Below are 26,635 nucleotides of genomic sequence, written 5' to 3' on the forward strand. Positions count from 1 at the left end.
TTTTCTCTTTTTTTCAGGCTTGCTTAAGCAGTGTCTCACGATAATCGCTTCACATAAAAAATATACCCTAACAAAAGGTAACATATGGAAAGAAGAGATTTTTTCAAGAAAGCTGCAGTAACCGCCGGTGCAGCAGCTTTAGGCACTTCAACACTTGAGGCAGGGCTAACACACCAACCTATAGACAACAGAGAGATATCAAAGTTCGCTTTCCCCGAAAAACGTCCACTGATCACTTTCTCGGACAGACCACCGCTGCTGGAGACACCAAGAGATGTTTTTACCTCTGCATTAACCCCCAATGATCAATTCTTCGTTCGTTGGCACATGCCGGATATCCCGACACATATCGATCCTGAGAAGTTCACAGTCAATGTAAACGGTCTTGTTGAACATGAGCTAAAGATCTCCCTGAATGAACTTAAAACACAGTATGAACAGGTAGAGGTAACAGCCGTACTGCAGTGTGGCGGTAACAGCCGTTCCGCATTCACTCCGACAGCAGGAGGGATACAATGGGGTAACGGTGCAATGGGATGTGCCACATGGAAAGGGGTACGTCTCAGTGATATCCTCGACAAAGCCGGTCTGAAAAAAGGTGCAGAATGGATCGGGTTTAACGGCAGCGAGAAAGCTGCATACTATGAAACACCGGAGTTTATCCGTGAGCTGCGTCTTGATGAACTTGATGACCACGTGATCCTTGCCTATGAGATGAACGGAGAAGACCTGCCTTACCTGAACGGTTATCCGCTCAGACTGGTAATTCCCGGCTCATACTCGGACTCATGGGTAAAAATGCTCTCCAACATCACAGTAACAGACAAGTACAAAAAACTATTCTTCATGGATGTTGCCTACCGTGTACCTGATAATGAATGTGAGTGTGAAACACCACAAAAGAGATTCCCAAAAACCAAGCCTATCAATAAAATGAATGTCAAATCAGTCATAGGCTACCCTACACCAGACTCTATCATCAACCATAAGTCACATGTGGTCGTACGCGGTGTTGCTTGGGATGACGGGCACGGTATCCAGGATGTATTTATCTCCATTGATGGCGGTAAAACCTGGGACAAAGCGATCCTCGATAGCGGGAAACTGGGACGTTATGCTTACAGAGCTTTCAGATATCCGTTCAAACCAATGGGATACGGAAAACTCACCATCATGGCAAAAGCAGTCAATAAGATCGGACAAGAGCAGCCATTTGCCGAAGATGTCAAATGGAACCACGGCGGATACAAATTCAACGGTATTGACAAAGTTACCGTTGAAGTCATATAAGGAAACAGAATGAAGAAAATTATTTTAACTACTTTTACAGCCATGATACCGTTAATGGCACAGGTCAAGGAGAAAGTCGAGGTTCCCTATGTTGCCTTTCCTATCAAGATGGGAGAAGGTTTTAATGCCGTTCAGGCAAACTGTCTGATGTGTCACTCATTTGGATACATCATCAACCAGGGAAAACAATCCAGAAAATTCTGGAGAGGGAAAGTAGACAAGATGATCGTCCATTTCAAAGCACCCATCTCAGACAAAGATGCCAAGATCGTGACAGACTATCTCTTTGAACACTACGGGAACGGAAAAGAGCAATAAAGGGCTTTCCTGCCAAGTTCCATACTTCACTTCTTCCCACATCTAATGTGGGAGCACTATACCCTTTTTGAGACAACACATAGCTTATTGAACACGGAATATGCAATAAAATTGCTTCATCCGGGTTGAACTATCGTTCCCTTGCTTCTGCGTACGATCGTATCCCGATAGAGCCATGAGGCCTTTAGCCTTTCTCTCTGTTCAAGTAGAAGCTGCGGCGTATCATAGAGCCCGGCTTCTTCCCTCTGCCGCTGTGCTTCGTACAACACCAGTGCCGTTGCTACGGATACATTGAGACTCTGTACCATTCCCTGCATGGGAATGACTATGCTCCTGTCTGCCATAGCAGCAACCTGTGGGCTTACCCCCTCTTTCTCATTCCCCACGATAATGAGTGTGGGCCTGGTATAGTCTACCTCTCTAAACGAAACAGCATTCTCGTCCAGATGGGTTACAAATATCTGATACCCTTCATCCTTTTTTTGTTTTAAGAACGAAAACTTCTTCTCTGTATCAATACGTTCACGCTCCACCCATCGGTGTGCTCCCTGTGTGATACTCTTGTGTACCCTGACAGCTTTGTTGTCTTTGGTCGCATAGTACAGATACAATACTCCCGCCCCGTCACAGCTTCGTGTAATGGCAGAGAGGTTTTGTGAACTGTGGACATCATCACAGAATAGCTGCAGATCGGGCTGTTTTTTACAAAGGACCATATCGATCCGTCTGATACGTGCTTCATATAACATAGTGAAAGTATAACAGAATGTTTCACATGCAGAAGCAAAACCACTTACGCAAACTCGTTTTGTATCCCATGCTGTGGAACTGAAAAAGTGAGGAAACCAATAAATTCAGATATAATACGGCAATTCAAACAAAAAAGAGAACCATGTGTGATTTTAACAACTTAAGTGATGAAGAGAAACGTCACTACCATGAGATACTTCTGGATGCTGCACAAAAATTTGGCGGAAAAAACTTTTTTCTGCATCTACTTGAAGCGGTACGTGAAGCCAACCCGCATCCTTTAACTACAGCCAACCGTACCTTTACGATGGAGCTTGGTGAAGTCAAATGGAACAAGGTCATATTCAATGACAAACTACAGCTGCTTCTCAAAGCCAGAGTACATGAGAGCAGACAACAGAATCTTCTTCCTGATGAAGAAGCACCAAACTATAAAAAAGTACTCAACCTTGTACGAACACTCAGACCCATTGTCTTTCATGTCAAGCCGACCAGCCAGGAAGATGGCCCCGGCTTCTTTTTTCAGCCTTTTGAAGTAATAGACCCAAAAACCACCAGACTCAGTCCTCTTTTTGATGCACTTTTCTTCTGCTCTATCGATACAGTCAAAAAAGTATTGAACTATGAACCCAGATAAAGATGGCAGAAAACGTACCAATATCCGCTACGGGTTGAATGTGGGTGTCGTTTTAAAAGAAGATCAGCCCACGGGGTACATCACTTACGGCAAAGTACAAAAGATCCTCACCAGCTCTCCTGCCCACCCGCATGGTATCAAAGTACGTTTGAATACCGGAGAGGTCGGACGTGTAAAAGAGATACTGTGACGCTCTTCATAGATGGTGACGCTTTCCCAAACCTGCTTAAACCGATTTTGCTGAGAAGTATTGAACGTCTTTCCCTCTCTACGATCGTGATTGCCAATAAAAAGATCAACATTGGGAGATCAGTATATATTGAATATATCACTGTCGACCATGGAGCCGATGAAGCTGACCATCATATAGTAGCGCTCTGTCAGAGAGGAGACCTTGTTATTACTGCCGATATTCCTCTGGCAGACCGTATCATCAGCAAAGATGCCCATGCCATTGACCATAGAGGGGAACTCTACAGCAAAGAGAACATCAAACAGTATCTTGCAATGCGTAATTTAATGGAAAGCATACGCGAAAGCGGTGAAATGACAGGCGGTCCCAAACCGTTCGGACAGAAAGATGCCCATGCCTTTGCCAATCAGTTCAATGCTTTTTTGGCAAAGTATTACAGATAAACCTATATTTCCAGTACCAGTTTCACCGGGCAATGGTCACTTCCCATGATATCATCCAGTATCTCAGCTTCAACGATCCTCTCTTTTAGATCTTCTGAGACAAAGAAATAATCTATCCTCCAGCCAACGTTCCGTCCTCGCGCCCCTGCCCTGTAGCTCCACCAGCTGTATCTATCCGGTATGTCACCATGCAGATGGCGGAAGGTATCGACATAGCCGTTGGCTATCAGTTTGTCCATCCATGCACGCTCTATGGGAAGAAATCCGGAAGTACCCTCATTGGCTTTGGGTCTGGCAAGGTCTATAGGCTTGTGGGCTGTATTGACATCTCCACAGACAATAATAGATTTTCCTTCATCTCTGAGGGTATTGATGTGTTCGAGAAATCTCTCATAAAAAGAGAGCTTGTAAGCAAGACGCTCTTCACTGCTCTGGCCATTTGGAAAATAGACATTGAAAAAAGCGATATTCCCGAAGTGATACTCATTGATGCGCCCTTCATCAAGAATATCAACATGATCACAGGCATAAGCTTCACCTTTAATATCGGTAAAGAGTGCTACACCTGACTGCCCTTTTTTTGAGGAAGCATTGATACTCTGAAATTTAAATTGACGATCAAAGATCGTTTCAGGTATCTGGTCTGCTTCTGCTTTTATCTCCTGCAGACCAAGAAAATCAACTTCTGTTTCATCGATCCATTTCAGTGCCTCTTTTTTGGCAACAGCTCTGATCCCATTCACATTCCATGAGATAAAAGTGAGTTTTTTCATGCCTATACCCTCTGTTTTTTGGTAGAATAATAACCAAATAGATTGACACAAGGCTTAGAAAATGGCACAAAAAGACAAAGAGCGCTGGGATGCAAAACACAGCAGGGATGAAATGCCCTGTACCCCTATAGAGCTCGTAACCAACTATGCATCTCTTGCACCGGGCAGACAGGCACTGGATATAGCCTGCGGTAACGGACGGCACAGCAGATATCTTGTCTCCCTGGGCTTTGAGGTCGATGCACTTGACATCTCTTCTGTTGCCATTGAAAGACTGCAGGGGTTGGCGGGTATTCATGCCAAAGAGGTGGATTTTGACACATATCAACTTCCCAAAGAGAAATACGATCTCATTATCAAGGCATATTTTCTGCAGCGCAGACTCTTCTCCCAAATGATCGATGCACTTACCCCTGGAGGTATCATCATCCTGGAGACTTTCCTCCATCATACCGATAATGAACGTGAACCCTCAAACCCGGCCTTCAGACTTAATGAGGGTGAACTTGAAGCCGCATTTGACGACAAGTGTGAGCTGCTGCATATCAGCGAATACTGGAGTACCGATCATATGGGATATAAAACCATGAAGGCTGCTATGGTAGCAAAAAAGAAAAGCGGCGGCATGACAGATGAGGATTTCTGGTCTTGACACGAAGATAAGACCTGAGATCGGACAAGAAACTTAAATATTTATCTTATCTACCAATAATAGCTTTTCCAAGTCCAATAATGAGCCGATCTGCTCTTTTTTAATATTCAGCTCTTTATATTCCAGTCTTATCAGGTTATTTGACTTTGATACTAAATCTTTAAAGATGGAAAGATCTATCGATACCTTCTTGTTTGTCACGATAGCAAAGTCATCTCCGTGTAATCTGAAAATAAAACTCTCTTTATAATGTTTACGGAGCAAGTTAGCCACTGATTTTAAAAGTAGATCTCCCTTGTCCCATCCGTATTTATCATTATAAATTCCATAATTATGAATAAAAAGCACATTGATGAATTTTGCTTTTTTAGTGTTTTTATTTTGAATTAAAAATAGATCCAGATAGGTTTTATTGTAAGTACAAGTGAGCTGGTCTTCAAAATAGAAAGCAAATTTTTTCTTCTCCATTTCTGTTGCAGGAAGTTGAATAATATTTTCTTCTAACGTCAAGTCTTTGAAGACTTCAATAGCGACTTTTACAACTTCGGGATGAAACTGAATACCGGAAAACCTATCTAACTCTTCAAGCGCACTTGAAAGGCTCATTTTTGGTTTATAGATACGATTGGTCGTCATGGCATCAAAGGCATCAGCTATGATCATAATACGAGCCAACGGTATAATTTCATCCCCTTTTAGACCATTTGGATAACCTTTCCCGTCATATCGTTCATGATGTTGTGCTATGATCTTTGAATGTTCTTTGTACATAGGGATCTTGCTAAGCATTTTTGTTCCGGTGGTCACATGCTCTTTGATAATAGAAAATTGAAGCTCATCCAGTTTCCCTGGATTTAACAATACAGCATCCGGAGTTTCTATTTTGCCAATATCGTGCAAGATACCTGCACTGTAGATAAGATCACACTCCTCTTTTGAGTAGTTCATATGCTCTGCTATGAGCCGGGAATACTTTGCTACCCTTAGAGAGTGACCACCCGTATATGTATCTCTCTTTTCAACTAACTCTACTAATGAGAGGAGCGTTTTTTCATAATTATCTATTTTTTCTTTCTGAAGTATAAGATTTTCGGCAGTTCTTTGCTTAACCATCTCCTCAAGTTTTGTTTTATACCGTTCATTTTCATGCAGCATATTAATGCGACTTACCACTTTGTAGAGAGTGGTGTTTATCTTATCGAAGTTTATTGGTTTTATAATATAGCCGTTTACGTCCAATTCGATAGCTTTTATGAGATAGGGAACTTCTGAAAATGCTGTTGTTATCAGGATCTCCTGATCTGCATCTTTCTCCCTTATCGCTTCTATCATCTCCAAGCCGTTCATATTTGGCATTTGAATATCGGTTATCACTATATCATACTTGTTTTGATTAAATTTTTCTAAACCACTTTTCCCGTCTTCTGCTGTATCCACATGGTCAAATATAAGCTTCAAATAGGTAGACAAACTCTCAAGAAGCGTTTGATCATCCTCTACATATAAAATAGAAATATTTGAACTAATTGTTTTTAATTGTTTAAGTATTGACATTATCTATTCTCTTTTATCTTTGGAAGTTCAATATAAAAACAGGTGTTTTCCTCATCGCTGTTCCAGTAGAGTTTTCCCTCCAGATACTTTGAAACGATAATACTTGACATATATAACCCCAGTCCCGTTCCGTTTTGAGATTTAGTACTGACATAGGGTTGCCCCAGTTTATCTTTTACTGATGGGTCTATTCCTCCGCCGTTATCACAGATTTCGAGGATAATTTTATTTTTTTTCTCATTTAAATTTACAGTTATGACACCATGTTCAGGGTTGTGTTCTTTTATGGCATCTTTTGCATTATTGATTATATTTATAAGTACTTGAATAAGCTGGTTTGGATAAATGAAAATCTCTATCTCTCTATTATGCGGTAGCTGTAGAGTAATATTGTTGTTTTGGAGTGATTTTTGCATCAGTGTCAGTATTTGATTAAATATGGCATCAAAAGAGATCTTCTCTTTTGTTTTGTCCGGTTTAAAAAAGTTCCTGAAGTCATCTATCGTTTGGGATAGATAACTTGTCTGTTTGTCAAGTGTTTTTATATACTCTTCAATATCTTCGGGCTTCACCTCTCCGTCCAGCTCCAGCTGTGCATGCATATTGTTTGCTGTCATAGATATAACACTGAGAGGTTGTCTCCACTGATGTGCTATCATCGCAAGCATATCTCCCATAGCGGCCTGACGGGACTGTGCTATCATAAGCTCCTCTTTATGTTGCAGTTCTGTTATATCAACTATTGCGGTCAAAACAACTTTTTTGTTCTTTTCATTCCTTTTGTTCAGCATAACCGAATTTAAAATACCAACTCTTTTTTCCCCGAATCTGGTAACAATAGTATGTTCCATTTTTTCTATTTGTCTGCTTTTAAAAGGCTTTTCAAAAAACGCTTTTGCTTTTTTCTTGTCTTGAGGGGCATAAAGATGCTTTATTAAAAAGTTTATATCTAAAATCTCCTCTTTATCATAGCCTATGGTTTCACTAAGAACTTTGTTTACCATAATTATTTTACAGTCTTCATCATACAGCATAATAGGAATAGGAGTGAACTCTATAATATCTTTGAGTTCAGATCGTTCAAGCTCTATTTGGTACATCAAAAGTTTTATTTCAGAAATATCCCGAATCACTTTTAGAATATACAGAGGTTTTCCAAGGTCATCTTTAAGTAAAACAACTCCGACATTGACCCATACTATTGAGCCATTTTTATGTACATATCTTTTTTCTGTATGATAACTGTTCAACTCACCATTTAAAAGAAGTCTCAACATCTTTTTTTCGTTATTTATATCATCCTTATATGTTACATCGGCAATATTTAGTTTTTGAAACTCTTCTTTTGTGTACCCCAATAGATTTGAGAGATATTCATTTGTATCTATCCACATCCCTTCAAGTGAGACATGGGCAATCCCAATATTTGCTTCTTCAAATGTTAATCTATATAGGTTCTCCTGTTCAAAAAGCTTTTTCGACAACACCTCTTCATTGCTTATATCTATGCCTGATGCTACCACCCCTGTTATATTTCCATCTATATCTTTGATGAGACTGTTTGTCCAGGATATAAGGTGTTCGTTGTTGAAGTTGTCTATGATAATATTCTTATAGTGAGAAACAGGTGCCACTTTCCTGTTAACAATCTTGTGAAACACATTTTTTATCTCATCTTTAATATTCTCCGGAATAAAGTTGTCAAACCAGTTTTTACCTATGATAAGATCATGTTTCACCCCCAGTAGTTTGGCTCCCTGTTCATTGATCATAGTGATGTTTCCGTCTAAATCCAATGTCATCACTATTGTCCCGAGTGTTTTCATGAAAATATCAGAGAGTTGATGCTCACGATCTGCTATTCTTTTAACACTGTTTTGCTCTGTAATATCGTGAAAAGACAAAACAGCACCAGTAACTCTCCCATTTTCAACAATAGGATTTTGTGCTACTTCAACTTCAATTGATGTTCCGTCTTTTTTCCAGAACAGATCTTGGATTCTCACTGATTTGCCATTTTTAAGTGCATGATGCAAAAGGCACTCTTCAAAAGGAAAGTGGCTCCCATCAGCTCTCGTATGATGCCAAAGCTTATGTCCATTCCTGCCTATGAGTTCATCTTGGGAAAAACCAAGCATTTTAACAGCGACATCATTGACAAAAGTATGGTTTCCGTCCAAGTCCAGCCCCATCATTCCATCTAGTGTAGAGTTTAGTATAAGAGAGAGTTGCTGTTTTAGTTTTTTGATATTCACTATAGATGCCTGAAGCTCCTCATTGGAACTTTGAAGCTCCTCATTGGAAGTCTCAAGCTCCTCGTTTGAGCTTTGCAACTCCTCATTTGAACTTTGAAGCTCCTCATATAGGAGTTGCATATTTTCTTTATTTATTTTTTCCTTGTCTAAAAGTAAATAATTTTCTTTTTTTACCTCTTTAAGCTGTGTCGTTAAACTATGGATCATTAATGATTCATCTGACAATATTGTCTTATCTGAATTAAATTCCAACTCTGCAGCACTTAATGTCTGGAAGTATAGTAACAACAGGGAGTTGTCGCTTGTATCATCAAAAGGATGAGCGATCACTCTTACAAATATGTTATCAGATGAGTTGAGTGTTACTTCTATAAACTTTGTTCTCTCTGTTCTGTTGGAATCAAATGCACGGGAAAGCAGAAGCGTGACATCATAACGAAGTGCTTCATCAAGATTTTCCAAGATATTAAGCGTTACAAATCCGTCTGAAAGATGTACAAACGGAAGTTCCCCTTTTTTGTAAACAATGGAGTAGTCTTTATCGACCAATATACACTCTGGTGCAAAAAAATCAAAGATCTTTTTGGAGATCTGCTCTTCAATACTCAAAGTTTGCGTTTTATTAACCTGAAGCGGTTTGACCTTATCGTTTTGTTCAAGATGCTTTGAAAAATAGTGACTAGGGATTTTAGGCGGATTTTTCAGCTTCTCTTTTTTATAGATCTTACGTTCGGCATCTACTACCAAAAAGTATTTTATACTAAGCAAGGTTGATTCAGATGAGCCTAAGAAGAGAACGCCATGCTCTTTCAAAGAATAGTGAAAGAGTGTAAATAGCTCCTGTTGGGTTTCAGGCAAAATATATATCAAAAGATTTCTACAGCTGATGATATCCTGATTGATAAATGGCGGATCACTTAAGAGGTTGTGATGTGTAAACACAATCTGTTCCCTGATAAATTGTACAACTTTATAGCCATCATGTGTTTCTACAAAATACTCATCAAGCAGATCTTTGTTTATGTTTTTTAAAGCGTTTTTGGGATAAAGAGCTTTCCGGGCGATCTCTAACGCCTCATCATCAATATCTGTAGCAAATATTCGTACATTGAAGTTTCTTTTTAGTCTTTTAGAGATTTTTGAGATTAAAATGCCTAATGAATAGGCCTCCTCACCACTCGAGCAGGCAATTGACCAAATTCTCAGTTCATAGTTTTCAGGTTTCTCTTTCAGGTATGAAAACAGTTCGTTTTCCAGTGCATCAAATGACTCTTTGTCTCTAAAAAAAGCGGTAACCCCAATGAGAATATCTTGATACAGCAGAGTAACTTCTTCAGGATACATATTGATATACTCAAGATACTCTTCCGGTGTTTTAGCGTTGACCAGCAGCATCCTTTTGTTTATACGACGCATTATAGTGTCATTTTTATATTTGTCTATATCCAAGTTTTTCTTTTCTTGTAAAATTTTTCTAATTGACCTGAGTGCATTTATCCTAATGGAGTTTTGGTTACATTGCCTGTTCAAAACAAAAGAATCAAGAAATTCCGCTATCTGTTCAATATCCAGCACATGATCGATCTGTTCTGAATCGATCGCACTTTGAGGCATACTTTTATAGTATGCTTCTTGCGGAGACTGGGCGATTGTTACACCACCGTGTTCTTTGATCTTTTGAACTCCAACTGTTCCGTCATCTCCTGTACCTGTCAGAATGATACCAATACAGTGATCTTTTTTGTAGCGAGCCAAAGACTCGAACATCGTATCGATTGAAGGCGTTGAAGTACCAGGTGTTTTAGAGATGTTTTCCAAATAGAGATGATGGTTTTTATACTCAAGATTGTACTCTGGTGGAATAATATAAATATGATTGGCTGCAAATTTACACTCTTTCGTTGCCTGAAAGACAGGAATATCTGTAAAACGGGCAAGAATTTCTGCCAAAGAACTTTTTTTGCTTGCATCCAGATGTTGTGCTATAATATAGACATAACCCATATCAGTAGGAAGTTTGCCAACCAGTTGCTCCAAGGCATGAAGACCTCCGGCACTGGCACCAATACCTATGTAAATAGTCCCCTGCATTTTAAAACCCTTTAAACTCCCGATCGATCAGATGTTTGTTTTTTTAATACTATCATATTCTTTCCGTTATCTGCAAGCACTTTACAGCCAAACCTCTCTGCCAACACTTGAAATGTTTTCGGTCTGAAAAAAACAATGTGTGTAGGATCTTTATGGTAATACCACTCTCTGAACGCTACTCTGTCATTGGGGTGGAACTGTGTCTGTATCGCCAGGTATCCACCCTCTTTCAAGCGTGCTGCCAGTGAGGAAAAAACTGATCTTGGATCATGAAGATGTTCAAAAACCTCCGTAGAGACAATAAGCTCATATTTTTTACTATTATCCGGTAAATCAGGGTGATAGATCGGATCGTAGTAATCACAAACCACTCCAATATTATTTAATATGTCAGCAAGTAGCGTACTCTTTCCACATCCAAAATCAAATCCATTCTCCGGTTCTCCGACCAGTGGAAGTACAAAATCAAGAAAGCGCTGAAAATACGCTCTGTAGCCTTCGTCATTCTCATCATTCTCATGTAGATCATAACGTGCCTTCTGCTCCTCTATTCCCTGATAACACTCCGGAGACTTGAAGAGATATTCGCATGTATGACAATGATAGTAGCTGATATCAGTTTTCCCGTCTACAAAAGACTCTACTGCTCCATCACAGATATGACACTCCATTTTACCCCTTTAAAACGTATGTTATGTTACTATTTACTCTATTAATCGTAGGTTTGACTAGGTCCAACCTGTGGATAAATTCACAAGGATCAGCATTATTATGAAACGAAGAGATTTTCTGTCCGCTACAGCAATCGGTGCTACCGCACTGGCTGTCAGCGGGTGCCACAGAGCTGAAGAGAAACAGGCAGCAGGTAGTGCCAACATCAACCGGGCAAAAAAAGTCACTCTCAAACTGGCTACCTCCTGGCCGGCCCATTTTCCCATCATGGGAACTGGTGTTGATACCTTTGCCAGGCGCTGCAATGAACTTAGCGGCGGTACACTGGAGATAAAGGTTTTTGCCAAAAATATCCTCGTACCTGCCATGCAGGTTTTCGATGCCACCTCGGCAGCCCAGATCGATGCATTTCACTCAGGTGTTTACTACTGGAAGGGTAAGAACCTTTCATTCTCCATCTTTGGCGGTATGCCGCTTGGTCTGACCAGTGAAGAGATGATCACATGGCTGAAGTTCGGAGGCGGGTATGAACTCTGGCGTGAACTCTACGGCAAGTTCAACCTCTACCCTCTTATAGGGGGAACCACTGGCCCTCAGATGGGCGGTTGGTTCAAAAAGGAGATCAACTCGCTTGATGATCTCAAGGGTCTCAAGATGCGTATTCCAGGTCTTGGCGGGGAGGTTATGAAAAAGCTGGGAGTCAACCCTGTCCTGCTTCCTGCCGGAGAAATATACACTGCACTGGAACGGGGAACCATCGATGCAACAGAATGGGTGGGACCTGCCCTTGACAGCATGATGGGCTTTGCAAAAGCAGCCCCCTTCTACTATACCGGATGGCATGAACCCGGTTCCATTCTGGAGATCACTTTCAATAAAGTACGCTGGGAAAAACTCAGTGATGAACATAGAGCCATCATCACAGCTGCCAGTGAAGAGATGACAGGAAATATGCTGCAGGAGTTCCGTTATAAAAATGCCAAAGCCCTGCAGGAACTTCCTGGAAATGTACAGATAAGAACATTCCCAAAAGATATGATGGATGCGGCAAAAGCAGCACTTAAAGAGGTCTTGGCTGAGCAGAGTAGCCAAAGTGAGGATTTTAAACGGGTTTTGGAAAGTTACGAAGCTTTTGTAAAGCTGAACAAGCCCTGGGATGACATCAGTACAAAGAACTTTTTGGAGATCCGAAGCTAAAAAGCAGCCGGGATCTCTTGGTACACCCCTGCCGTTACTCCCAGAATGGAAGCAGTACGGCCACCTGTTCCTCACTGAGTATCGCTGTCGTATCAGCAATGCACTTCAGGTGTATCTTGGTTGCTTCAAGCTTCAGCTTCGCTATCTGTTCAAGCTGTTTCTCTACACTTTTAGGGTCTTCTCTCTCTATCATAGCATCAATCACATCCGCTTCAAGAGGCTCAAGCTGCTGCTTGATCCCGGATATACCGCTTATTGTCTTCTTACGTACTTTCAGGAGCTTCTGTTTCTGCTCATCGGTAAGTCCGAGTTTTGCTTTATCCCAGTTCTGTATAAGCAGTTTGGTAAAATGAGGCAGGTTGTCCGAGTTAATGAGAAACGGAGAACTTTTCAGTGCCGCCATTGCATCATTTTTCAGGATCTCTTTGATCATTCTGACAAAAGCTGGATGCGGGTAGTTCTTCAAAAGGTACTCGGCAATCTCTTCAAGCTCATCTTCTCTCACCTTACCTTTCATAGAAGGCATTACACCGAATTTTGCCACCTTGTTCGACTCGCAAACCGATTTGGAAGCGGAAGGGTTCAGTACATAATCAACGATAAACATCTTCTGTGCCTCTTGACCCTTGACCGAATCTTTGAGATGAAAGATCACTGCATCAAATGCCGGTGCAGTCAGTGTCGGCATCTGCTCAGGCATAGGTTTCTCAAGCATATGACAGCTTGCACAGTGTTTTTTTACCAATCCTTCTGCATTACCCGCAAACAGAACAGCGGTTGCAGCACTTAAAAAAAGTAATGATTTTTTCATTTCAACTTCCTTGATCAAAAAATATAAAGTATTATAATGATTTAATGTTAACTTAGTGTGAATTTTTTAATATTAAATTAATTTATCTACCAATATAATAGATATAGTAAGTATATAAAACTATTAGGAATATCAATGAATGTTTTACACCCCCCATTTGTACACTTTGTCATCGCTTTGCCGCTTGCAGCACTCTTTTCTCAATTAACTTATCTGAAAACCGCTGACAGAACCTATTCAAAAGCTGCTATACGGATCATGGTTCTGGCCTCTCTTGTATCATTTTTTGCAATTTTCAGTGGCTTGATCGATGCAGGAAAGATCATCCAGAACCAAAATATTCTGAAAAGTGGTCTACCGCTTCTGGATCATCATAAAGTATTCGGTTTTGTTGTCGTATTTATACTTTTGATCACCACTTTGACAAAATGGCTGGCTCTTTCCAAAAACTCTCTGACCCTTGAGAAACTCTCTCTTTCTCTGATCATCCTTTCTATCTCCGTCTCACTTTATCAGGGAAACAAAGGTGGATCTATCGTTTATAAATATTCCGGAGGTGTCGACACTCAGATAATTATGAACAGAGTATCCGAAAATAACACCAAATAGTTAATGCTGTACAGGAGTATTTCTGCACACATTCCAAAAAAGATGATATCATATAGTTGTATCAACAGAATACCCAGAAGGCAGTAAAAATGGCTGACATTATTTTTGACCCTACAGCTTCAATAGAAAGTTTTGCTGACAATATGAATATACTCAGTGCCAAAAACAGATCTGTTATTATTTTGGCATGTGATGCCAACGGATTTACAAAGAAGTTGATCGATCCCATTCTTCGCGAAAACACACTCTCTGTCACAGGCGGTATTTTCCCTTCTGTTATCTACAATGACACGAAGTATGATAGAGGCACTATTTTTATCGGCCTTAAAGAGAACATCCAGATCAATATCATTAAAGATATCAGCCAAAAAAATTATGACAAGTTGGATGCTGATATGGAAAAACAGATAGGTAATATTGATAAGTCCGCTAAAACCATATTCGTTTATATAGACGGTTTGACAAAACATATCGGTAAATGTATCAATGTCCTGTTTGACAATTACGGACTGGATATCAACTATATCGGAGGAGGTACCGGCTCATTGAGCTTTGAGCAGAAACCTTCGCTCTTTACCAGCCAAGGGCTGTTACAGGATGCTTTGGTCTATGCCCATTCCCGGGCTAAAAGCTCAATTGGTGTCAGTCATGGGTGGAAAAGCATCAGCGGACCTTACCAGGTGACCAAATCGGACACGACCGTACTAAAAGAGCTTGACTTCAAACCGGCATTTGAGGTTTATAAAAGTATCGTAGACCAATACGCCTCTGAACCCATCAATACAGATAATTTTTTTCAAATTGCCAAATCATTTCCCTTTGGTATCAATACACTCTCAAATGAAAAAATAGTACGCGATCCGATCATCCTCAACGGTACAGAAATGGTCTGTGTCGGAAATGTAGAAGAGGGTAATTACGTTGATATTCTGCAAGGTAAAAAAGATGCCCTGATAAAAGCTGCAAAAAATGCTGCAGATATCAGTAACGAAAATATGGATTTTGAAAATGATTTTACCCTCTTTATAGACTGTATCTCACGTGTACTGTTCCTGGAAGAAGATTTTTCTGATGAAATTAAAGCAGTATGCAGGAACAATATGCCTCTTGTAGGAGCACTGACTTTTGGTGAGATCGCCAATAATGGTAAAAATCATCTGGAATTTTTCAATAAAACATCCGTAGTAGGACATATCGGCCATGGATAAGAATCCTCTGCTCTGGGCACTTTATGAAATCTCTATGCACATAGGGAATACACTGGAGCTGAAAAAAATGCTCGGTGAAACAGCAACTGTGATGTTGAGCCGGCTGAACTGTTCTTCCGCATCAGTATATCAAAAGCAGGACAATGACAAGTCAAAACTGCTTTATACCAAACCAAAAGTCCTGAGAAAAAAAGAGGAACACCTCTCTGTTGTACAGAAGCTTGAAAAGAAGTTCTATGAGGATAACCGCCATTTTCTCGAATATAAAGTCAACCAGATATATTACTATCTTTTTGAGTTGAAGGATTTCGGTTTCCTTGTCTTAACCAAATCAGATGAACCACTTGATAATATTGTGCTCAAGTCTCTGACGAAGCTGAACCTGAAACTCACTTATGCCATAAAGGCATGTATAGACAATGCACAGCTTTATGAGAGTAAAGCCCAATTGGCTACGGCACAGAGAATCGCACATCTTGGAAGCTGGACAACTATATTTCCCTCCATGCACATTCACTGGGATGATGAAATATTTCGTATATTCGGGGAGGAGCCTCAGAGTTTCACACCTACATACAGGTATCTTAGACGCCATCTGACCAAAAAGTCGCAGAAAAAAATGCGTAAAGCACTCTATTTGATTACACATATGAAAAAAGCTTATTACGATGGTGTATTTAAGATCATAAAGAGAGATGGATCGGTCGGATATGTGCAGATCCAGAGTAAAATTCTGTGTGATACAAGAAGCAGGATCACCTATGTAGCAGGAACTACTTTCGACATAACCAAGCAGAAACAACTGGAGCAGGAGATCCGAAAAGAGAGTAATCTGCTTAAAACGATCATCAACACTATCCCCATAAGGATATTCTGGAAAGACCTGGAGTCACGATATCTGGGCTGCAACAACCTTTTTGCCCAGGACGCGAACCTTCAGGATGAAAGTCATATTCTCGGAAAAGATGATTATGAAATGCCATGGAGAAGCGAGGCTGATATGTATCGTGCCATGGATAAGCAAGTTATACGTGAGGGCACTGTAAAACTGAATATTGAAGAACCGGTAACCTACAAAAACGGTCAAACACGGTGGATCTCTACATCCAAAGTACCCTTGATTGACGAATCCGGAAAGATCTTCGGTATTTTGGGAACCTATATGGATATCACTGCCAAAAAAGAGAACGAAAGACAACTGGAACTGCAGCGTGATGCGTTAGAACACCAGGCCTATCATGATGCCTTGACGGGACTGCCAAACCGCTTGCTCTTTCTGGATAGACTTGATCAATATATTCATAAAGCACATCGCCATAAAAGTAAAGTTGCCGTCCTGTTTGTCGATATGGACAGATTTAAAGAGATCAACGACTCCTTTGGTCATGAGTTTGGTGATGAAACCATCAGGGAAGTCTCAAAAAGACTGAAGAGTCGGATACGCAGTACAGACACTATAGCCCGTTTTGGCGGAGACGAGTTCATCATGATCTTTAATGATATAAACGACCCGCTCATGGTGGTAGAGATCGTACAAAAAATAATGCAGAGTATGGATGAGCCCATTATTATCAATGGGCACCGTATCTATGTCTCATTAAGCATAGGTATCAGTATCTACCCTGATGATACGGATACAGCTGCCGATCTTCTGAAAAATGCCGATGCAGCAATGTACAAAGCCAAATATGACGGACGGAACACCTACAAGTTCTATACAGAAGATATGACAGAAAAAGCTTTCGAACGCTTAGCTTTGGAATCCAATCTTCGCCAGGCGATACAAGATGAAAGTTTTATGCTTTACTTTCAGCCTCAGATCGATGGAGAGCGTGACAGGATCATCGGTATGGAAGCTTTGATCCGCTGGAAAGATAAAAACGGGGAGTTTATCCCCCCGGATAAATTCATACCTATTGCAGAAGAGACACGATTGATCGTTCCTCTGGGGGAGTGGATACTCAGAACCGGTATGCAGCAGATGGTACAGTGGTACGCCAAGGGATTGAATCCCGGGAAACTGGCGATCAACCTCTCCATGCTGCAACTTCAAAAACATGATTTTGTTTCCATGTTAAAGAGTATGCTGAAAGAGACGAAATGTCAACCCAACTGGCTTGAAATAGAGGTAACAGAAAGTCAGATCATGCAAAAACCGGAACAAACGATACTGACGCTTCAAATGATCAGCAAATTGGGTATCGGGATATCTGTTGATGATTTTGGCACCGGATACTCTTCACTCTCTTACCTCAATCGTTTTCCTATTGATACACTTAAAATAGACCAGTCTTTCATAAATGGTATTCCTGACAATATGGAAAATGCAGCTATTATTCAGGCAGTGATCGCACTTGCAAAGACCTTGAACCTGGATGTGATTGCCGAAGGGGTTGAAACAGAGGAGCAAAAAACATTTTTAATGAACAACGGATGCCATAGTATTCAGGGGTACCTCTATGCCAGACCAATGCCCTCTGATAAAATGGAGAAGTTATTGAAAGAGGCTTTGTAACCCAGGATTACATTCCCATATATATAAATATTAAACAGATAAGCACCGCTCCTTGATGCAGCTCAACATATTTTCTCTTTCATTCGACTATACTTCACGAAATTATACAAGGGAAACTTTTAGAGGCACCCGTAAGGCTATCATAACATGAGTGAATTTTTAAACAACAACCGCTCTCCTTTTGAAGGGCAGTATCCGGACGGACATCCAGTCCGTACCTACCTGGAAGAGAATCTTCTTATCAGAACGCTTATCAATGAACTTCGATCTCTCAATATACCGGAAGATCTTGAATTGTTCAAAGAGCTATTCAACAGACTTGGAAAGGTGGAGCTTCACTTTGCACGTAAAGAGAATCAGCTCTTCCCCTACCTTGAAAAACATGGGTGGACAAGTCCTTCCCAGAATATGTGGGCATTTCATGACCAGATAAGAGAAGAGATCAAAGAGACAAGAAGAGCTATAGAATCAAATGACATTGTAACTCTTATGATGAACTCCCAGCAGGTATTTCACTCTTTGGAGCATATTATGCAGGTAGAAGAAGGACGACTTCTTCCCAATGCCATGCGTTTGCTCAGCGAAGAGGAGTGGAAGGAATTTAAAGAGGGAGACAGAGAGATAGGCTGGATGTTCGATACTCCGCCAACCCCTTACCCTGAAGATGCGTATGTCCATCCGGGAGAGGATACAAAACGTAAAAAACTTCCTTTCGGTATAGAAGACAAGACACATTATGACGAGGGGTATCTCACACCCGAACAGGTAAACTCCATCTTCAGGATCCTTCCTGTGGACATTACTTATGTCAATGAACATGACCAGGTGGTATTTTACAATCGCGGAGAGGACAGGGTTTTCCCCAGAAGTGCAGGTATTATTGGACGTGAAGTAAAGTTCTGTCATCCGCCCAAAAGTGTAGACCAGGTCCTGAGGATCCTTGAAGAGTTCAAGGCAGGGAGACAAGACCTTGCAGAGTTCTGGATCCAGTTCAAAGGAAAATTCATTCATATTCAGTACTTTGCAGTCAGAGACAACGACGGAACTTACCGCGGAGTCATTGAGATGAGTCAGGATGTGACCCATGTGCGTGAACTGGAAGGAGAACAGCGTCTGCTTGACTGGGATTCGTAAAAGAAGCTGAAAAGCTCTCTGCTTTCCCTTCTTTGCAGAGGAACCTATACAAACCGCAGGGGTAACACTTTTGTGGTTACCCTTTGAAACCCAAATGCCCTCTTAACGGTGAATCGGATTTTATTTTGAGTTTGAATTGAAGTAGGCATTACACCTTGGAAAGGTGTAATGAGAAAAAAATTGTTGTTGTCACCGACCCTTAATTTCATATCCTGCGGATACACTCCAGGATAAAGATGACCTCATTTCTCTTCTCTTAAGAACTGATACAGCTCCAGTGGAGTCATATCCAACTCATCCGCAAGATTTTTGATCCTGCTTTTTTCAGAAACATCTTCTACACCTTTCTCTTCCAAACGTTCAATAGCCTCCTTGAGATCTATCTTGTTCATATTGCCTAACTCCTGAAGCGTCTTTCTTCCTAATCTTGCAGGAACATTATCGACTGACCCCATAGCACTGGGTCTGATAAGTTCATATATCATACTTGGTGCCATACTGTTTCTTCGTGCAATAGTCTTAAGAGATTCACTCTCTTTAAAATCAATCTTATGTTTGTGTAAAATCTCTTTTGCCTGATCAATATCTATATTCATTTTTCTACAAAAGATATTCAGTTTTGTCTCTTCTGCGTGTCCGTAAGGAGGCTCTCCATAGCTCTTTGTCCAACTCTCTTTAATTGCTTCTTCAAAATCCAGAAAAGATTTAAACGGCTGCACCAATACCAATGTTCCGATGACAAATACCATGTTGATACCCAATGCAATCAGAAACTCTTTTTTTGTAAAAGAGAGCTTTTTTCGGCGATCTTTCAGATAACTAACGATCGGTTTCCAATTGTAGTAGATATGTAATATACCAAACAGTATAAAGACAATCATAGAGGTTGTATGCAGGTCGCCATACTGACTCTTTGTCAATCCTAAAAAGTGCCAGTCCCACCAGTATGCCACTCTTCCGTGTGGACACAGAAAAAGCATTATGCCTGTATAGGTCATAAGCAGAAACGAAAGTGCCAATGTCAATGATGTAATTTTTCTCATAGATGACTCCATTTAGCAGTTTATGAAGTGTCGGCAAGCCGGATCACCGATGCTTGCCTGGGGAGGAAGACAATAAGCGTGATTTTATTTAAGACCCTGTCCCATACCACCTCCCTGTCTGTTCTGATTCATACGGTTGATCTGATGTTTTGTAAACTCATCCTGGCTGATAACACCGTCTTTGTTCGTGTCGATACTTTCAAATGTCGGAGCTTTACCTGCATTTTTCATCATTTTGCCTTCACTGGCTTTTTGCGACATACGTGCAGCCTGTGCCTCGTAAAACTCTTTTTGTGTTATTCTGCCGTCTTTATTGAGGTCATAGCTGGCAAATGTTGGTCTGTTCTGCATACCTTTTCGCCCTTTGCCCATACCGCCTCTCTGTCCCATCATACCTTTCCCCATTCCTTTTGCCCCGGGTCTGTTCTGCATAAAGAGTTGTCTCTCTTCCGGTGTCATCGTCTGCATTCTTTTTTGCATTTCGGCTCTGAATGCAGGTCTGTCGGCAGGAGAGAGAGTTCCTCTCAAATTAATCAGTTCCTGTGTACTCATCTGACTGAAATCCATTGCCATTACAGCTGCTGTTGCAAGGAGCATTGATATAACTATTCTGTTCATGGTTGATCCTTTGTTATGTATTGCATCCTTTACTCTGAATGCTTATTAACAGTATAAACAGGCAGTATAAACTCTATATAAATTATTACTCTCCCATTAAATAACACGAATGTTTGATGCTGTAATTTCTGTTGTATATTTCGGGTTAAAAGCTGATCTTCGAAAAGACTTTTTGTCCGGAAGATTGAAGCGAAAATTCAAAACCGTACAGATCCGTTATTTTTTTTACAATATGCAGTCCCAGACCGAATCCTCCATCATCCTTCTCACCCCTGATGAATTTCTGTATCATCTTTTCAGGTTTCTCAATTCTTCCGTCATTAATGATCTCCAGGCTGTGAGAGAGTTTTATCTCTATCGTTCCTTGCGGGGGTGTATATTTGATCGCATTAAAGAGCAGGTTGTCTATGATCCTTATCAGATCCTCTTCATCCATAAAAACCTTTTTGGGTGAAAGGTCAGTATGTATCTGCAGTTTTTTATTGTGTATGTTCGTCTCAAAAAAGCTGATCCTCTCTTTCAGTACTTCATCGACCGATATCTCTCTCTTTTCCTTTTTGGAGGTATGGTTAAGTTTGATAAAACTTAAATCTTTGAATATCTTTGAGACCCGGAATGAGGAAGCTATGATTTTTTTTAACTCTTCATTCTCTTTCAGTTCCGGGTGCAGCGCCTGCAGCATCTCAATATTGATAACAATATTACTGATAGGCGTATTGATCTCATGTGTTGCATCTGTAATAAAGTCTTCCAGAAGGAGAATGCTTTCTTTCATAGGCTTTAAAAATATCCTACCCAGAACGATCGAGAACAAAACAACAAAGAATACGGCAAAGAGGAAGAAGTAAAAGAGTTTCTCTTTCAGGTTTTGGATTTCAGAAGAGATATCCATATAGGAAACGAAATTCATGTTTCCCCACTTTTTGTGTGTTTGATGCATATAGTAAAGCCGATCTTTCTCTATCCAGTACTCTTTGGAAAAATAGATATGCTCAGGTTTGAAGTTACCTGTCACATAGACTTTATTAATATAGATGGCCACAGGTATATCATTATATTCCGGAGCGATTCCTGTTTTAAGAAAATGTTTTTCGTGATTTAGTTCGATAAAACGGTAAATATTGTTTTTTATTTTCAGTATATTGTTGTTGATAATGTTATTGTAGGTAAGCTGATAGTAAAAATAGCCTCCTGCACCCAGTAAAAAAAGTGTAGAGAAGATGTATACAATCAAAAATCTTCTAAGAGACTCCTTCTCAGCCAACATATCGGTACCCTATCTCTTTGAGTGTCTCTATCTTCCCTTTTGGCAAAATACTTCTCAGCCTGCAGATGAATGTTCTGAGCGATGTTTCATTTGGCACTTCATTATATGTATAAAGATGGTCAAAGATCTCATTTTTCGTCAGGATCTCATTGTTTCTTTGCAAAAAGAGAGCCAAAAGTTTGGCTTCCTTGTTTTTCAAGTGTATCTCTTTATTGTTTTTATAGAGTGTCAGGTTGTTTACATCAAAAACCAGTGACTCGTCTATAGAAATACGTGTCTGATTCTTATATAGACGTCTGTAGACAGCATCGATCCGCAGGTAGAGTTCATTGAGAGAAAAAGGTTTTGTCATATAGTCGTCAGCTCCGCTTAAAAAGCCCTCCTCTATATCTTTTTCGCTATCCAGAGAAGTCAGAAATATGATCGGTATATTACTAAACTCTCTAATTTTTTTGGCAACTTCAAAACCATTGCACGATGGAAGCTTGACATCCAGGATAATCAGTTCGAAAGGCTCTTCGTAAACAGCATCTATCGCCTCTTTGCCGTCAAAAAGACTTTTTACTTCCAACCCTTTCATAGTAAGGTACTTGACAATTGTTTGGTTTAGGTCTATGTCATCTTCAACAAGCAATATCTTTTTTTTCATCAGCCGCCTTCCTCTCTCTTATAATATCAAAATCATTCTTCCAATACTACTATATTCAAAGGCAACCATAAAGGATTGCCCCTACAAATCAAAACATATTTCAATTCAAAATTGTGGGGGGGTAACCCTTGTTGTTACCCTTTGTATATCATAACATCATCCCCGTTCAAGGGCAACCATAAAGGATTGCCCCTACATTTCACCACAGAATCAATACATTCTTTGTATTCAAAACCAACCCGTAGGGGTAACCCTTGTGGTTACCCTTTGGTACCAAAATACCTTTTCCGTTCAAGGGCAACCACAAGGGATTGCCCCTACAGGTATAAAAATATGACAATCTGACATATTTTTCATACACAAATACGATCTTTTTCTATACTTATATCATGAGCTACATCACACACCCACGAAAAAATATTCGCCTGCCCTATTATAATTATGCTTCTGAAGGGATATATTTCATTACGATCTGCACACGACACAGAGAACCTTTCTTTGGCAATATCACAGATCAGCGACTCATTCTTAATGATGCTGGTAAAATACTAAAAGAAACATGGTTAGATATACCAAATAGATTTCCGTTTGTTTCCATACATGACTTCATCATCATGCCTAACCATTTTCATGCGATCATAGAAACAGACCATACTACATCCATAAGATTAGGTGACATTGTTGGTGCATTTAAATCTATCACAACCAACCAATATATAAACGGTATACGTCATAAAAACTGGAAACCCTTTGAAAAAAGGTTGTGGCAACGAAACTATTATGAACATATCATACGCAGTGAAAAATCCTACCAAACTCTATCACAATACATTCAAAATAATCCCCTATCATGGAAAGAAGATATATTTTACATATAAAATTTTATTGTAATCCGTAGGGGTAACCCTCGTGGTTACCCACCAATCCATAACATCACCCCCATCCAAAGGGCAACCATAAAGGATTGCCCCTACATTTTTTCACAATATCAATACATTTTCAATATTCAAAACCAAATCGTAGGGGTAACCCTTGTGGTTACCCTTTGAAACCATTATGCATTCCCACGTACAATGTGGAAACGAAAAGATATCGATTACGTTCACCTGTGCCCTATTGTACCCCTATTGGCGATGTCTCTTGTCGGGCCAAGGATACCCCAACCTACATGTCATCACTTCGCACTCTCCTGCGCAGCTGCTTTTTGCCTGCATGTTTCTTCTTCGATGCCAAGCGACGTTTGACGGCACCTTTGGTCGGTTTGGTGGGGATGCGCTTTTTGTGCGTCACATTGACACTCTTGATCAACTCCACCAGCCGCTCCAGTGCCTCTGCTCTGTTGAGTTCCTGACTTCGGTGATGCTGCGACTTGATGACGACAATGCCCTCCTTGGTGATGCGCTTGTCTTTGCGTGCAAGGAGTTTTGTTTTATAGTGTTCAGGCAGAGAAGATGCCGCGATGTCAAAGCGCAGATGCACCGCCGCCGCCACCTTGTTGACCTTCTGCCCGCCAGACCCCTGCGCCCGTATGGCAGAGATCTCCACTTCGTTTTCATCGAGGGTGACGGTGTTAGATATTTTCAGGGATGGCATATTTTCTCTTTTTGGTGCTTTCTTCTTAGAGTTTATCTATATCTACTTAAAAGTCCCTACAAAATTGATAAATTTATCTCTAAAACAGTAAAAATATGCATAATATAGTAATAAATATGCATATTTATTATGCATTTATGCTATTATATGGATAACATGAATGCCAAATAAGGATTTTACTATGAACAATGTAGGCTACAAAGAGAAGATCGAAGCACTTCTTGAATACTACAAATTTTCAACCAAACTTGCAGAAGCTTTGCATGTGCACCGTATGTCTATACCAAACTGGCGTGAAGGCAAGGTTGAGATCAGCAAGGAGAACCGTTTGCGTATCGATGTACTCTATGCAACACACTGTGTCATCCCCTCTTTGAAAAAAGCGGATGTAGATGCGAAAGTACGCGAACTTGAAAGAGAAGACCACACTGCATATTTGGATAACATTGACATCGTTACCGAGGTAAGCAGAAAAAATGCCTTTGGTTCACTTGAAGTGGAAGTGGCTGATGTAAGCGAAAGCGTATTTTACAAAGTGGTGGAAGGCAGCTACATCGAGAAAGATATCGACAAGCGCAAATTTTTGGAGATGAACAATCTTGCCTTTTTGACCAAGCAAATACTTGTAGATACCAAAGAGGGAAGAATCACCTCCATAGAGAGTGATCTTATCAAAAAATGGCATTTTGGTTTAATGGCCGGCATCCGTGACGATGCGGGGAGGTACTCTACCAAAATGCGTATTATACCCGATACCAAAATCACTTTGACCCGACCTGAAGACATCCCTGAAGAGGTGGAGTACTGGGTAGGCAAATACGCTGAAGTCAAAAGCATTTACGACATTGCCCATGCCCATGAACATTTTGAGCTTATTCACCCTTTTGGTGATGGCAACGGCAGAGTAGGCAGACTGATCATGGCACATCAGTTTTTAAAGCTCGGTCTCTTGCCACCCATGATAGACGGACACAACAAAGCCCTCTACTACGCCACACTCGAAAAGGCTCAGATAGATGGCAATATCATTCCTTTGGTCTATTTTTTAACAGAGGCAGTGGAGAGGATGAAAGCGCAGTTGGGGATAAAGAGAAGTTTATAAGCCATCTCTCTGGTTCCCACGTTGCACGTGACACCCCTAGTTTCATAAGTCAAAAGAGAGATTGGCAAATGCCCCTTCGACACTTGCAGCACTTTTGTAGCGTGTAGCGAGTACCCTTACTTTTTTGGTCTGGAGGTCACATATAGCGATTCGGAAGCTCATACCCATCTGCGGTTCAACAACACAGATGATCTTTCCTTCATATTCCCGTGTGGCATGGATAATGCCCTGCAGTCCTGGAAAAAAGTATTTCGGATAACTCAGCGGTGTGATCTCAACAATCTTGATTTGATCATTTCGTTCAAGCGTATCGAGCACCAGCTGTGCATCTTCTATACTCTCAAACTGCACACACCAGTCATCAAAGACTTTATTGAAGTGCTTAAGGTCTTCATCCAAGAAGCCGCCGGCAAGTGATTGTAAAGCAAAAATTCCCATTTGTGTTATCCTCTACTTTAAAAGCAGAATATTAGCATAATTCTCTCTTTTTTCTTTCCCCATCCATAAATATACAAGGTGGATAAGAGAAGGAAAGATATTATATAGCATTAGCATCACCTGTCTCCTTTTTTCCTATCACAATACATTCAAAATAATCCCCTATCATGGAAAGAAGATATATTTTACATATAACAATTATTTAATCCAAACTGTAGGGGTAACCCTTTGGTACAAAAATACCTTTTCCGTTCTAGGGCAACCATAAAGGAATGCCCCTACATTTTTTCACAATATCAATACATTTTCAATATTCAAAATCAACCCGTAGGGGTAAGCCTCGTGATTACCCTCTGGTACCAAAATGCCCTCCCCATTCAAGGGCAACCACAAGGGATTGCCCCTACAAATGCAAACAAAATTTCAATCCAAAACCGTAGGGGTAACCCTTGTGGTTACCCTTTGAAACCATTATGCATTCCCACGTACAATGTGGAAACGAAAAGTTGTCGATTACGTTCACCTCTCCCTTATTTAATTAACTTGTTTGCTATACTCTATATGATTGAAACAAAAAAGGACAAACATGCAGTACGTATATATGATAAATAATAAAAATATTGTCTCTGACATTAAGTTTGGCACTATAGACACATTTGGAAACTTTAAAGCAGAAGCTGAGGATAACGCAATATTATTTGGCTTAAAAGAAAAGGTTGATAAAATGATGAAAGAGGGTGAGAAGAAACAGAATTTTAAAGGGTTCTCGCTCAGATTAAGGGAGGATGATTAGTATTTTCTATCGTTCCTACTCTCCTGAGTG

At 40.3% G+C, this 26,635-nt stretch carries 26 protein-coding genes; 14 read left to right on the forward strand and 12 right to left on the reverse strand.

The window, feature by feature from the left end:
• Positions 1-84 precede the first annotated feature (84 nt).
• Both IMZ28_RS06130 and IMZ28_RS06135 read left to right on the forward strand, forming a co-directional pair.
• Entirely contained in the window at positions 85-1,290 is a 1,206-nt protein-coding gene (locus tag IMZ28_RS06130) for a molybdopterin-dependent oxidoreductase (RefSeq protein ID WP_197547715.1), read from the forward strand.
• Positions 1,291-1,299: 9 nt separating this feature from the next.
• Complete coding sequence (locus tag IMZ28_RS06135; protein ID WP_197547716.1) at positions 1,300-1,608, forward strand: sulfite:cytochrome C oxidoreductase subunit B; 309 nt, start codon at positions 1,300-1,302, stop codon at positions 1,606-1,608.
• A 116-nt stretch (positions 1,609-1,724) separates the two neighbouring features.
• On the opposite strand, the gene IMZ28_RS06140 is transcribed toward IMZ28_RS06135, so the two are convergent.
• Complete coding sequence (locus IMZ28_RS06140) at positions 1,725-2,357, reverse strand: TrmH family RNA methyltransferase (protein WP_197547717.1); 633 nt, start codon at positions 2,355-2,357, stop codon at positions 1,725-1,727.
• A gap of 143 nt (positions 2,358-2,500) precedes the next feature.
• Between IMZ28_RS06140 and IMZ28_RS06145 the strand changes: the two genes are divergently transcribed.
• The 3 genes from IMZ28_RS06145 to IMZ28_RS06155 are packed head-to-tail and all read left to right on the forward strand — an operon-like array spanning position 2,501 to position 3,631.
• The gene (locus IMZ28_RS06145; protein ID WP_197547718.1) at positions 2,501-2,995 is read left to right on the forward strand and encodes a hypothetical protein; all 495 of its coding nucleotides are present in this window, start codon (positions 2,501-2,503) and stop codon (positions 2,993-2,995) included.
• Positions 2,982-3,185 carry a YwbE family protein gene (locus IMZ28_RS06150; RefSeq protein ID WP_197547719.1) on the forward strand — a complete coding sequence of 68 codons (204 nt, stop codon included), beginning with the start codon at positions 2,982-2,984 and terminating at the stop codon, positions 3,183-3,185. The genes IMZ28_RS06145 and IMZ28_RS06150 overlap by 14 nt, the downstream gene beginning before the upstream one ends.
• Positions 3,182-3,631 (forward strand): YaiI/YqxD family protein, encoded by a 450-nt coding sequence (locus IMZ28_RS06155; RefSeq protein ID WP_197547720.1) that lies wholly within the window; start codon positions 3,182-3,184, stop codon positions 3,629-3,631. The genes IMZ28_RS06150 and IMZ28_RS06155 overlap by 4 nt, the downstream gene beginning before the upstream one ends.
• 2 nt (positions 3,632-3,633) lie before the next feature.
• Here the strand turns inward: IMZ28_RS06155 and IMZ28_RS06160 are convergent, their stop codons facing one another.
• Positions 3,634-4,404 carry an exodeoxyribonuclease III gene (locus tag IMZ28_RS06160; RefSeq protein ID WP_197547721.1) on the reverse strand — a complete coding sequence of 257 codons (771 nt, stop codon included), beginning with the start codon at positions 4,402-4,404 and terminating at the stop codon, positions 3,634-3,636.
• A gap of 61 nt (positions 4,405-4,465) precedes the next feature.
• On the opposite strand from IMZ28_RS06160, the gene IMZ28_RS06165 reads away from it, so the two are divergent.
• On the forward strand, positions 4,466-5,056 hold the full coding sequence (locus IMZ28_RS06165) for a class I SAM-dependent methyltransferase (RefSeq protein ID WP_197547722.1): 591 nt from the start codon (positions 4,466-4,468) through the stop codon (positions 5,054-5,056).
• A gap of 33 nt (positions 5,057-5,089) precedes the next feature.
• Here IMZ28_RS06165 and IMZ28_RS06170 read toward each other — a convergent pair whose 3' ends face one another.
• From IMZ28_RS06170 to IMZ28_RS06180, 3 genes are read right to left on the reverse strand one after another with little or no spacing between them, the layout of a single operon-like run.
• Positions 5,090-6,610, reverse strand: coding sequence for an HD domain-containing phosphohydrolase (locus tag IMZ28_RS06170; protein ID WP_197547723.1), 1,521 nt, complete (start codon positions 6,608-6,610; stop codon positions 5,090-5,092).
• The gene (locus tag IMZ28_RS06175; RefSeq protein ID WP_197547724.1) at positions 6,610-10,956 is read right to left on the reverse strand and encodes a PAS domain S-box protein; all 4,347 of its coding nucleotides are present in this window, start codon (positions 10,954-10,956) and stop codon (positions 6,610-6,612) included. Before IMZ28_RS06175 ends, IMZ28_RS06170 begins: the two co-directional genes overlap by 1 nt.
• Before the next feature lie 11 nt (positions 10,957-10,967).
• Positions 10,968-11,627: a class I SAM-dependent methyltransferase gene (locus tag IMZ28_RS06180; RefSeq protein WP_197547725.1), complete on the reverse strand. Its 660-nt coding sequence runs from the start codon at positions 11,625-11,627 to the stop codon at positions 10,968-10,970.
• 100 nt (positions 11,628-11,727) lie between these two features.
• On the opposite strand from IMZ28_RS06180, the gene IMZ28_RS06185 reads away from it, so the two are divergent.
• Positions 11,728-12,825, forward strand: a complete 1,098-nt coding sequence (locus tag IMZ28_RS06185) for a TRAP transporter substrate-binding protein (protein ID WP_197547726.1) — start codon at positions 11,728-11,730, stop codon at positions 12,823-12,825.
• Between the two features lie 34 nt (positions 12,826-12,859).
• On the opposite strand, the gene IMZ28_RS06190 is transcribed toward IMZ28_RS06185, so the two are convergent.
• The gene (locus IMZ28_RS06190; RefSeq protein WP_197547727.1) at positions 12,860-13,636 is read right to left on the reverse strand and encodes a Spy/CpxP family protein refolding chaperone; all 777 of its coding nucleotides are present in this window, start codon (positions 13,634-13,636) and stop codon (positions 12,860-12,862) included.
• A 135-nt stretch (positions 13,637-13,771) separates the two neighbouring features.
• Here IMZ28_RS06190 and IMZ28_RS06195 point away from each other — a divergent pair, with 135 nt between their 5' ends.
• The 4 genes from IMZ28_RS06195 (at position 13,772) to IMZ28_RS06210 (ending at position 19,102) form a co-directional block, all read left to right on the forward strand.
• Positions 13,772-14,245 (forward strand): DUF2231 domain-containing protein, encoded by a 474-nt coding sequence (locus tag IMZ28_RS06195; protein WP_197547728.1) that lies wholly within the window; start codon positions 13,772-13,774, stop codon positions 14,243-14,245.
• 89 nt (positions 14,246-14,334) lie between these two features.
• Positions 14,335-15,453 (forward strand): FIST signal transduction protein, encoded by a 1,119-nt coding sequence (locus IMZ28_RS06200; protein WP_197547729.1) that lies wholly within the window; start codon positions 14,335-14,337, stop codon positions 15,451-15,453.
• Positions 15,446-17,968, forward strand: coding sequence for a bifunctional diguanylate cyclase/phosphodiesterase (locus IMZ28_RS06205; protein WP_197547730.1), 2,523 nt, complete (start codon positions 15,446-15,448; stop codon positions 17,966-17,968). The genes IMZ28_RS06200 and IMZ28_RS06205 overlap by 8 nt, the downstream gene beginning before the upstream one ends.
• Positions 17,969-18,115: 147 nt before the next feature.
• Positions 18,116-19,102 (forward strand): DUF438 domain-containing protein, encoded by a 987-nt coding sequence (locus tag IMZ28_RS06210; RefSeq protein ID WP_197547731.1) that lies wholly within the window; start codon positions 18,116-18,118, stop codon positions 19,100-19,102.
• 242 nt (positions 19,103-19,344) lie between these two features.
• Here IMZ28_RS06210 and IMZ28_RS06215 read toward each other — a convergent pair whose 3' ends face one another.
• The 4 genes from IMZ28_RS06215 to IMZ28_RS06230 all read right to left on the reverse strand — a co-directional run bounded on the left by IMZ28_RS06215 (position 19,345) and on the right by IMZ28_RS06230 (position 22,679).
• Positions 19,345-20,145, reverse strand: a complete 801-nt coding sequence (locus IMZ28_RS06215; RefSeq protein WP_197547732.1) for a DUF4405 domain-containing protein — start codon at positions 20,143-20,145, stop codon at positions 19,345-19,347.
• Between the two features lie 84 nt (positions 20,146-20,229).
• A complete protein-coding gene (locus IMZ28_RS06220; RefSeq protein WP_197547733.1) occupies positions 20,230-20,763 on the reverse strand; it encodes a DUF1104 domain-containing protein in 534 nt (177 codons plus the stop codon).
• A 145-nt stretch (positions 20,764-20,908) separates the two neighbouring features.
• On the reverse strand, positions 20,909-22,030 hold the full coding sequence (locus tag IMZ28_RS06225) for a sensor histidine kinase (RefSeq protein WP_197547734.1): 1,122 nt from the start codon (positions 22,028-22,030) through the stop codon (positions 20,909-20,911).
• A complete protein-coding gene (locus IMZ28_RS06230) occupies positions 22,020-22,679 on the reverse strand; it encodes a response regulator transcription factor (protein ID WP_197547735.1) in 660 nt (219 codons plus the stop codon). Before IMZ28_RS06230 ends, IMZ28_RS06225 begins: the two co-directional genes overlap by 11 nt.
• Before the next feature lie 389 nt (positions 22,680-23,068).
• Here IMZ28_RS06230 and IMZ28_RS06235 point away from each other — a divergent pair, with 389 nt between their 5' ends.
• Positions 23,069-23,557, forward strand: a complete 489-nt coding sequence (locus tag IMZ28_RS06235) for an REP-associated tyrosine transposase (protein ID WP_197547736.1) — start codon at positions 23,069-23,071, stop codon at positions 23,555-23,557.
• Between the two features lie 286 nt (positions 23,558-23,843).
• On the opposite strand, the gene arfB is transcribed toward IMZ28_RS06235, so the two are convergent.
• The gene (gene arfB, locus IMZ28_RS06240; protein WP_197547737.1) at positions 23,844-24,272 is read right to left on the reverse strand and encodes an alternative ribosome rescue aminoacyl-tRNA hydrolase ArfB; all 429 of its coding nucleotides are present in this window, start codon (positions 24,270-24,272) and stop codon (positions 23,844-23,846) included.
• Between the two features lie 181 nt (positions 24,273-24,453).
• Between arfB and IMZ28_RS06245 the strand changes: the two genes are divergently transcribed.
• Complete coding sequence (locus IMZ28_RS06245; protein ID WP_197547738.1) at positions 24,454-25,374, forward strand: Fic family protein; 921 nt, start codon at positions 24,454-24,456, stop codon at positions 25,372-25,374.
• Between the two features lie 42 nt (positions 25,375-25,416).
• Here the strand turns inward: IMZ28_RS06245 and IMZ28_RS06250 are convergent, their stop codons facing one another.
• Positions 25,417-25,812: a hypothetical protein gene (locus tag IMZ28_RS06250; RefSeq protein WP_197547739.1), complete on the reverse strand. Its 396-nt coding sequence runs from the start codon at positions 25,810-25,812 to the stop codon at positions 25,417-25,419.
• Positions 25,813-26,398: 586 nt separating this feature from the next.
• Between IMZ28_RS06250 and IMZ28_RS06255 the strand changes: the two genes are divergently transcribed.
• A complete protein-coding gene (locus tag IMZ28_RS06255) occupies positions 26,399-26,605 on the forward strand; it encodes a hypothetical protein (protein ID WP_197547740.1) in 207 nt (68 codons plus the stop codon).
• Positions 26,606-26,635: the final 30 nt, after the last annotated feature.

Source organism: Sulfurovum indicum (assembly GCF_014931715.1).
In the GTDB taxonomy this organism is placed as follows: domain Bacteria; phylum Campylobacterota; class Campylobacteria; order Campylobacterales; family Sulfurovaceae; genus Sulfurovum; species Sulfurovum indicum.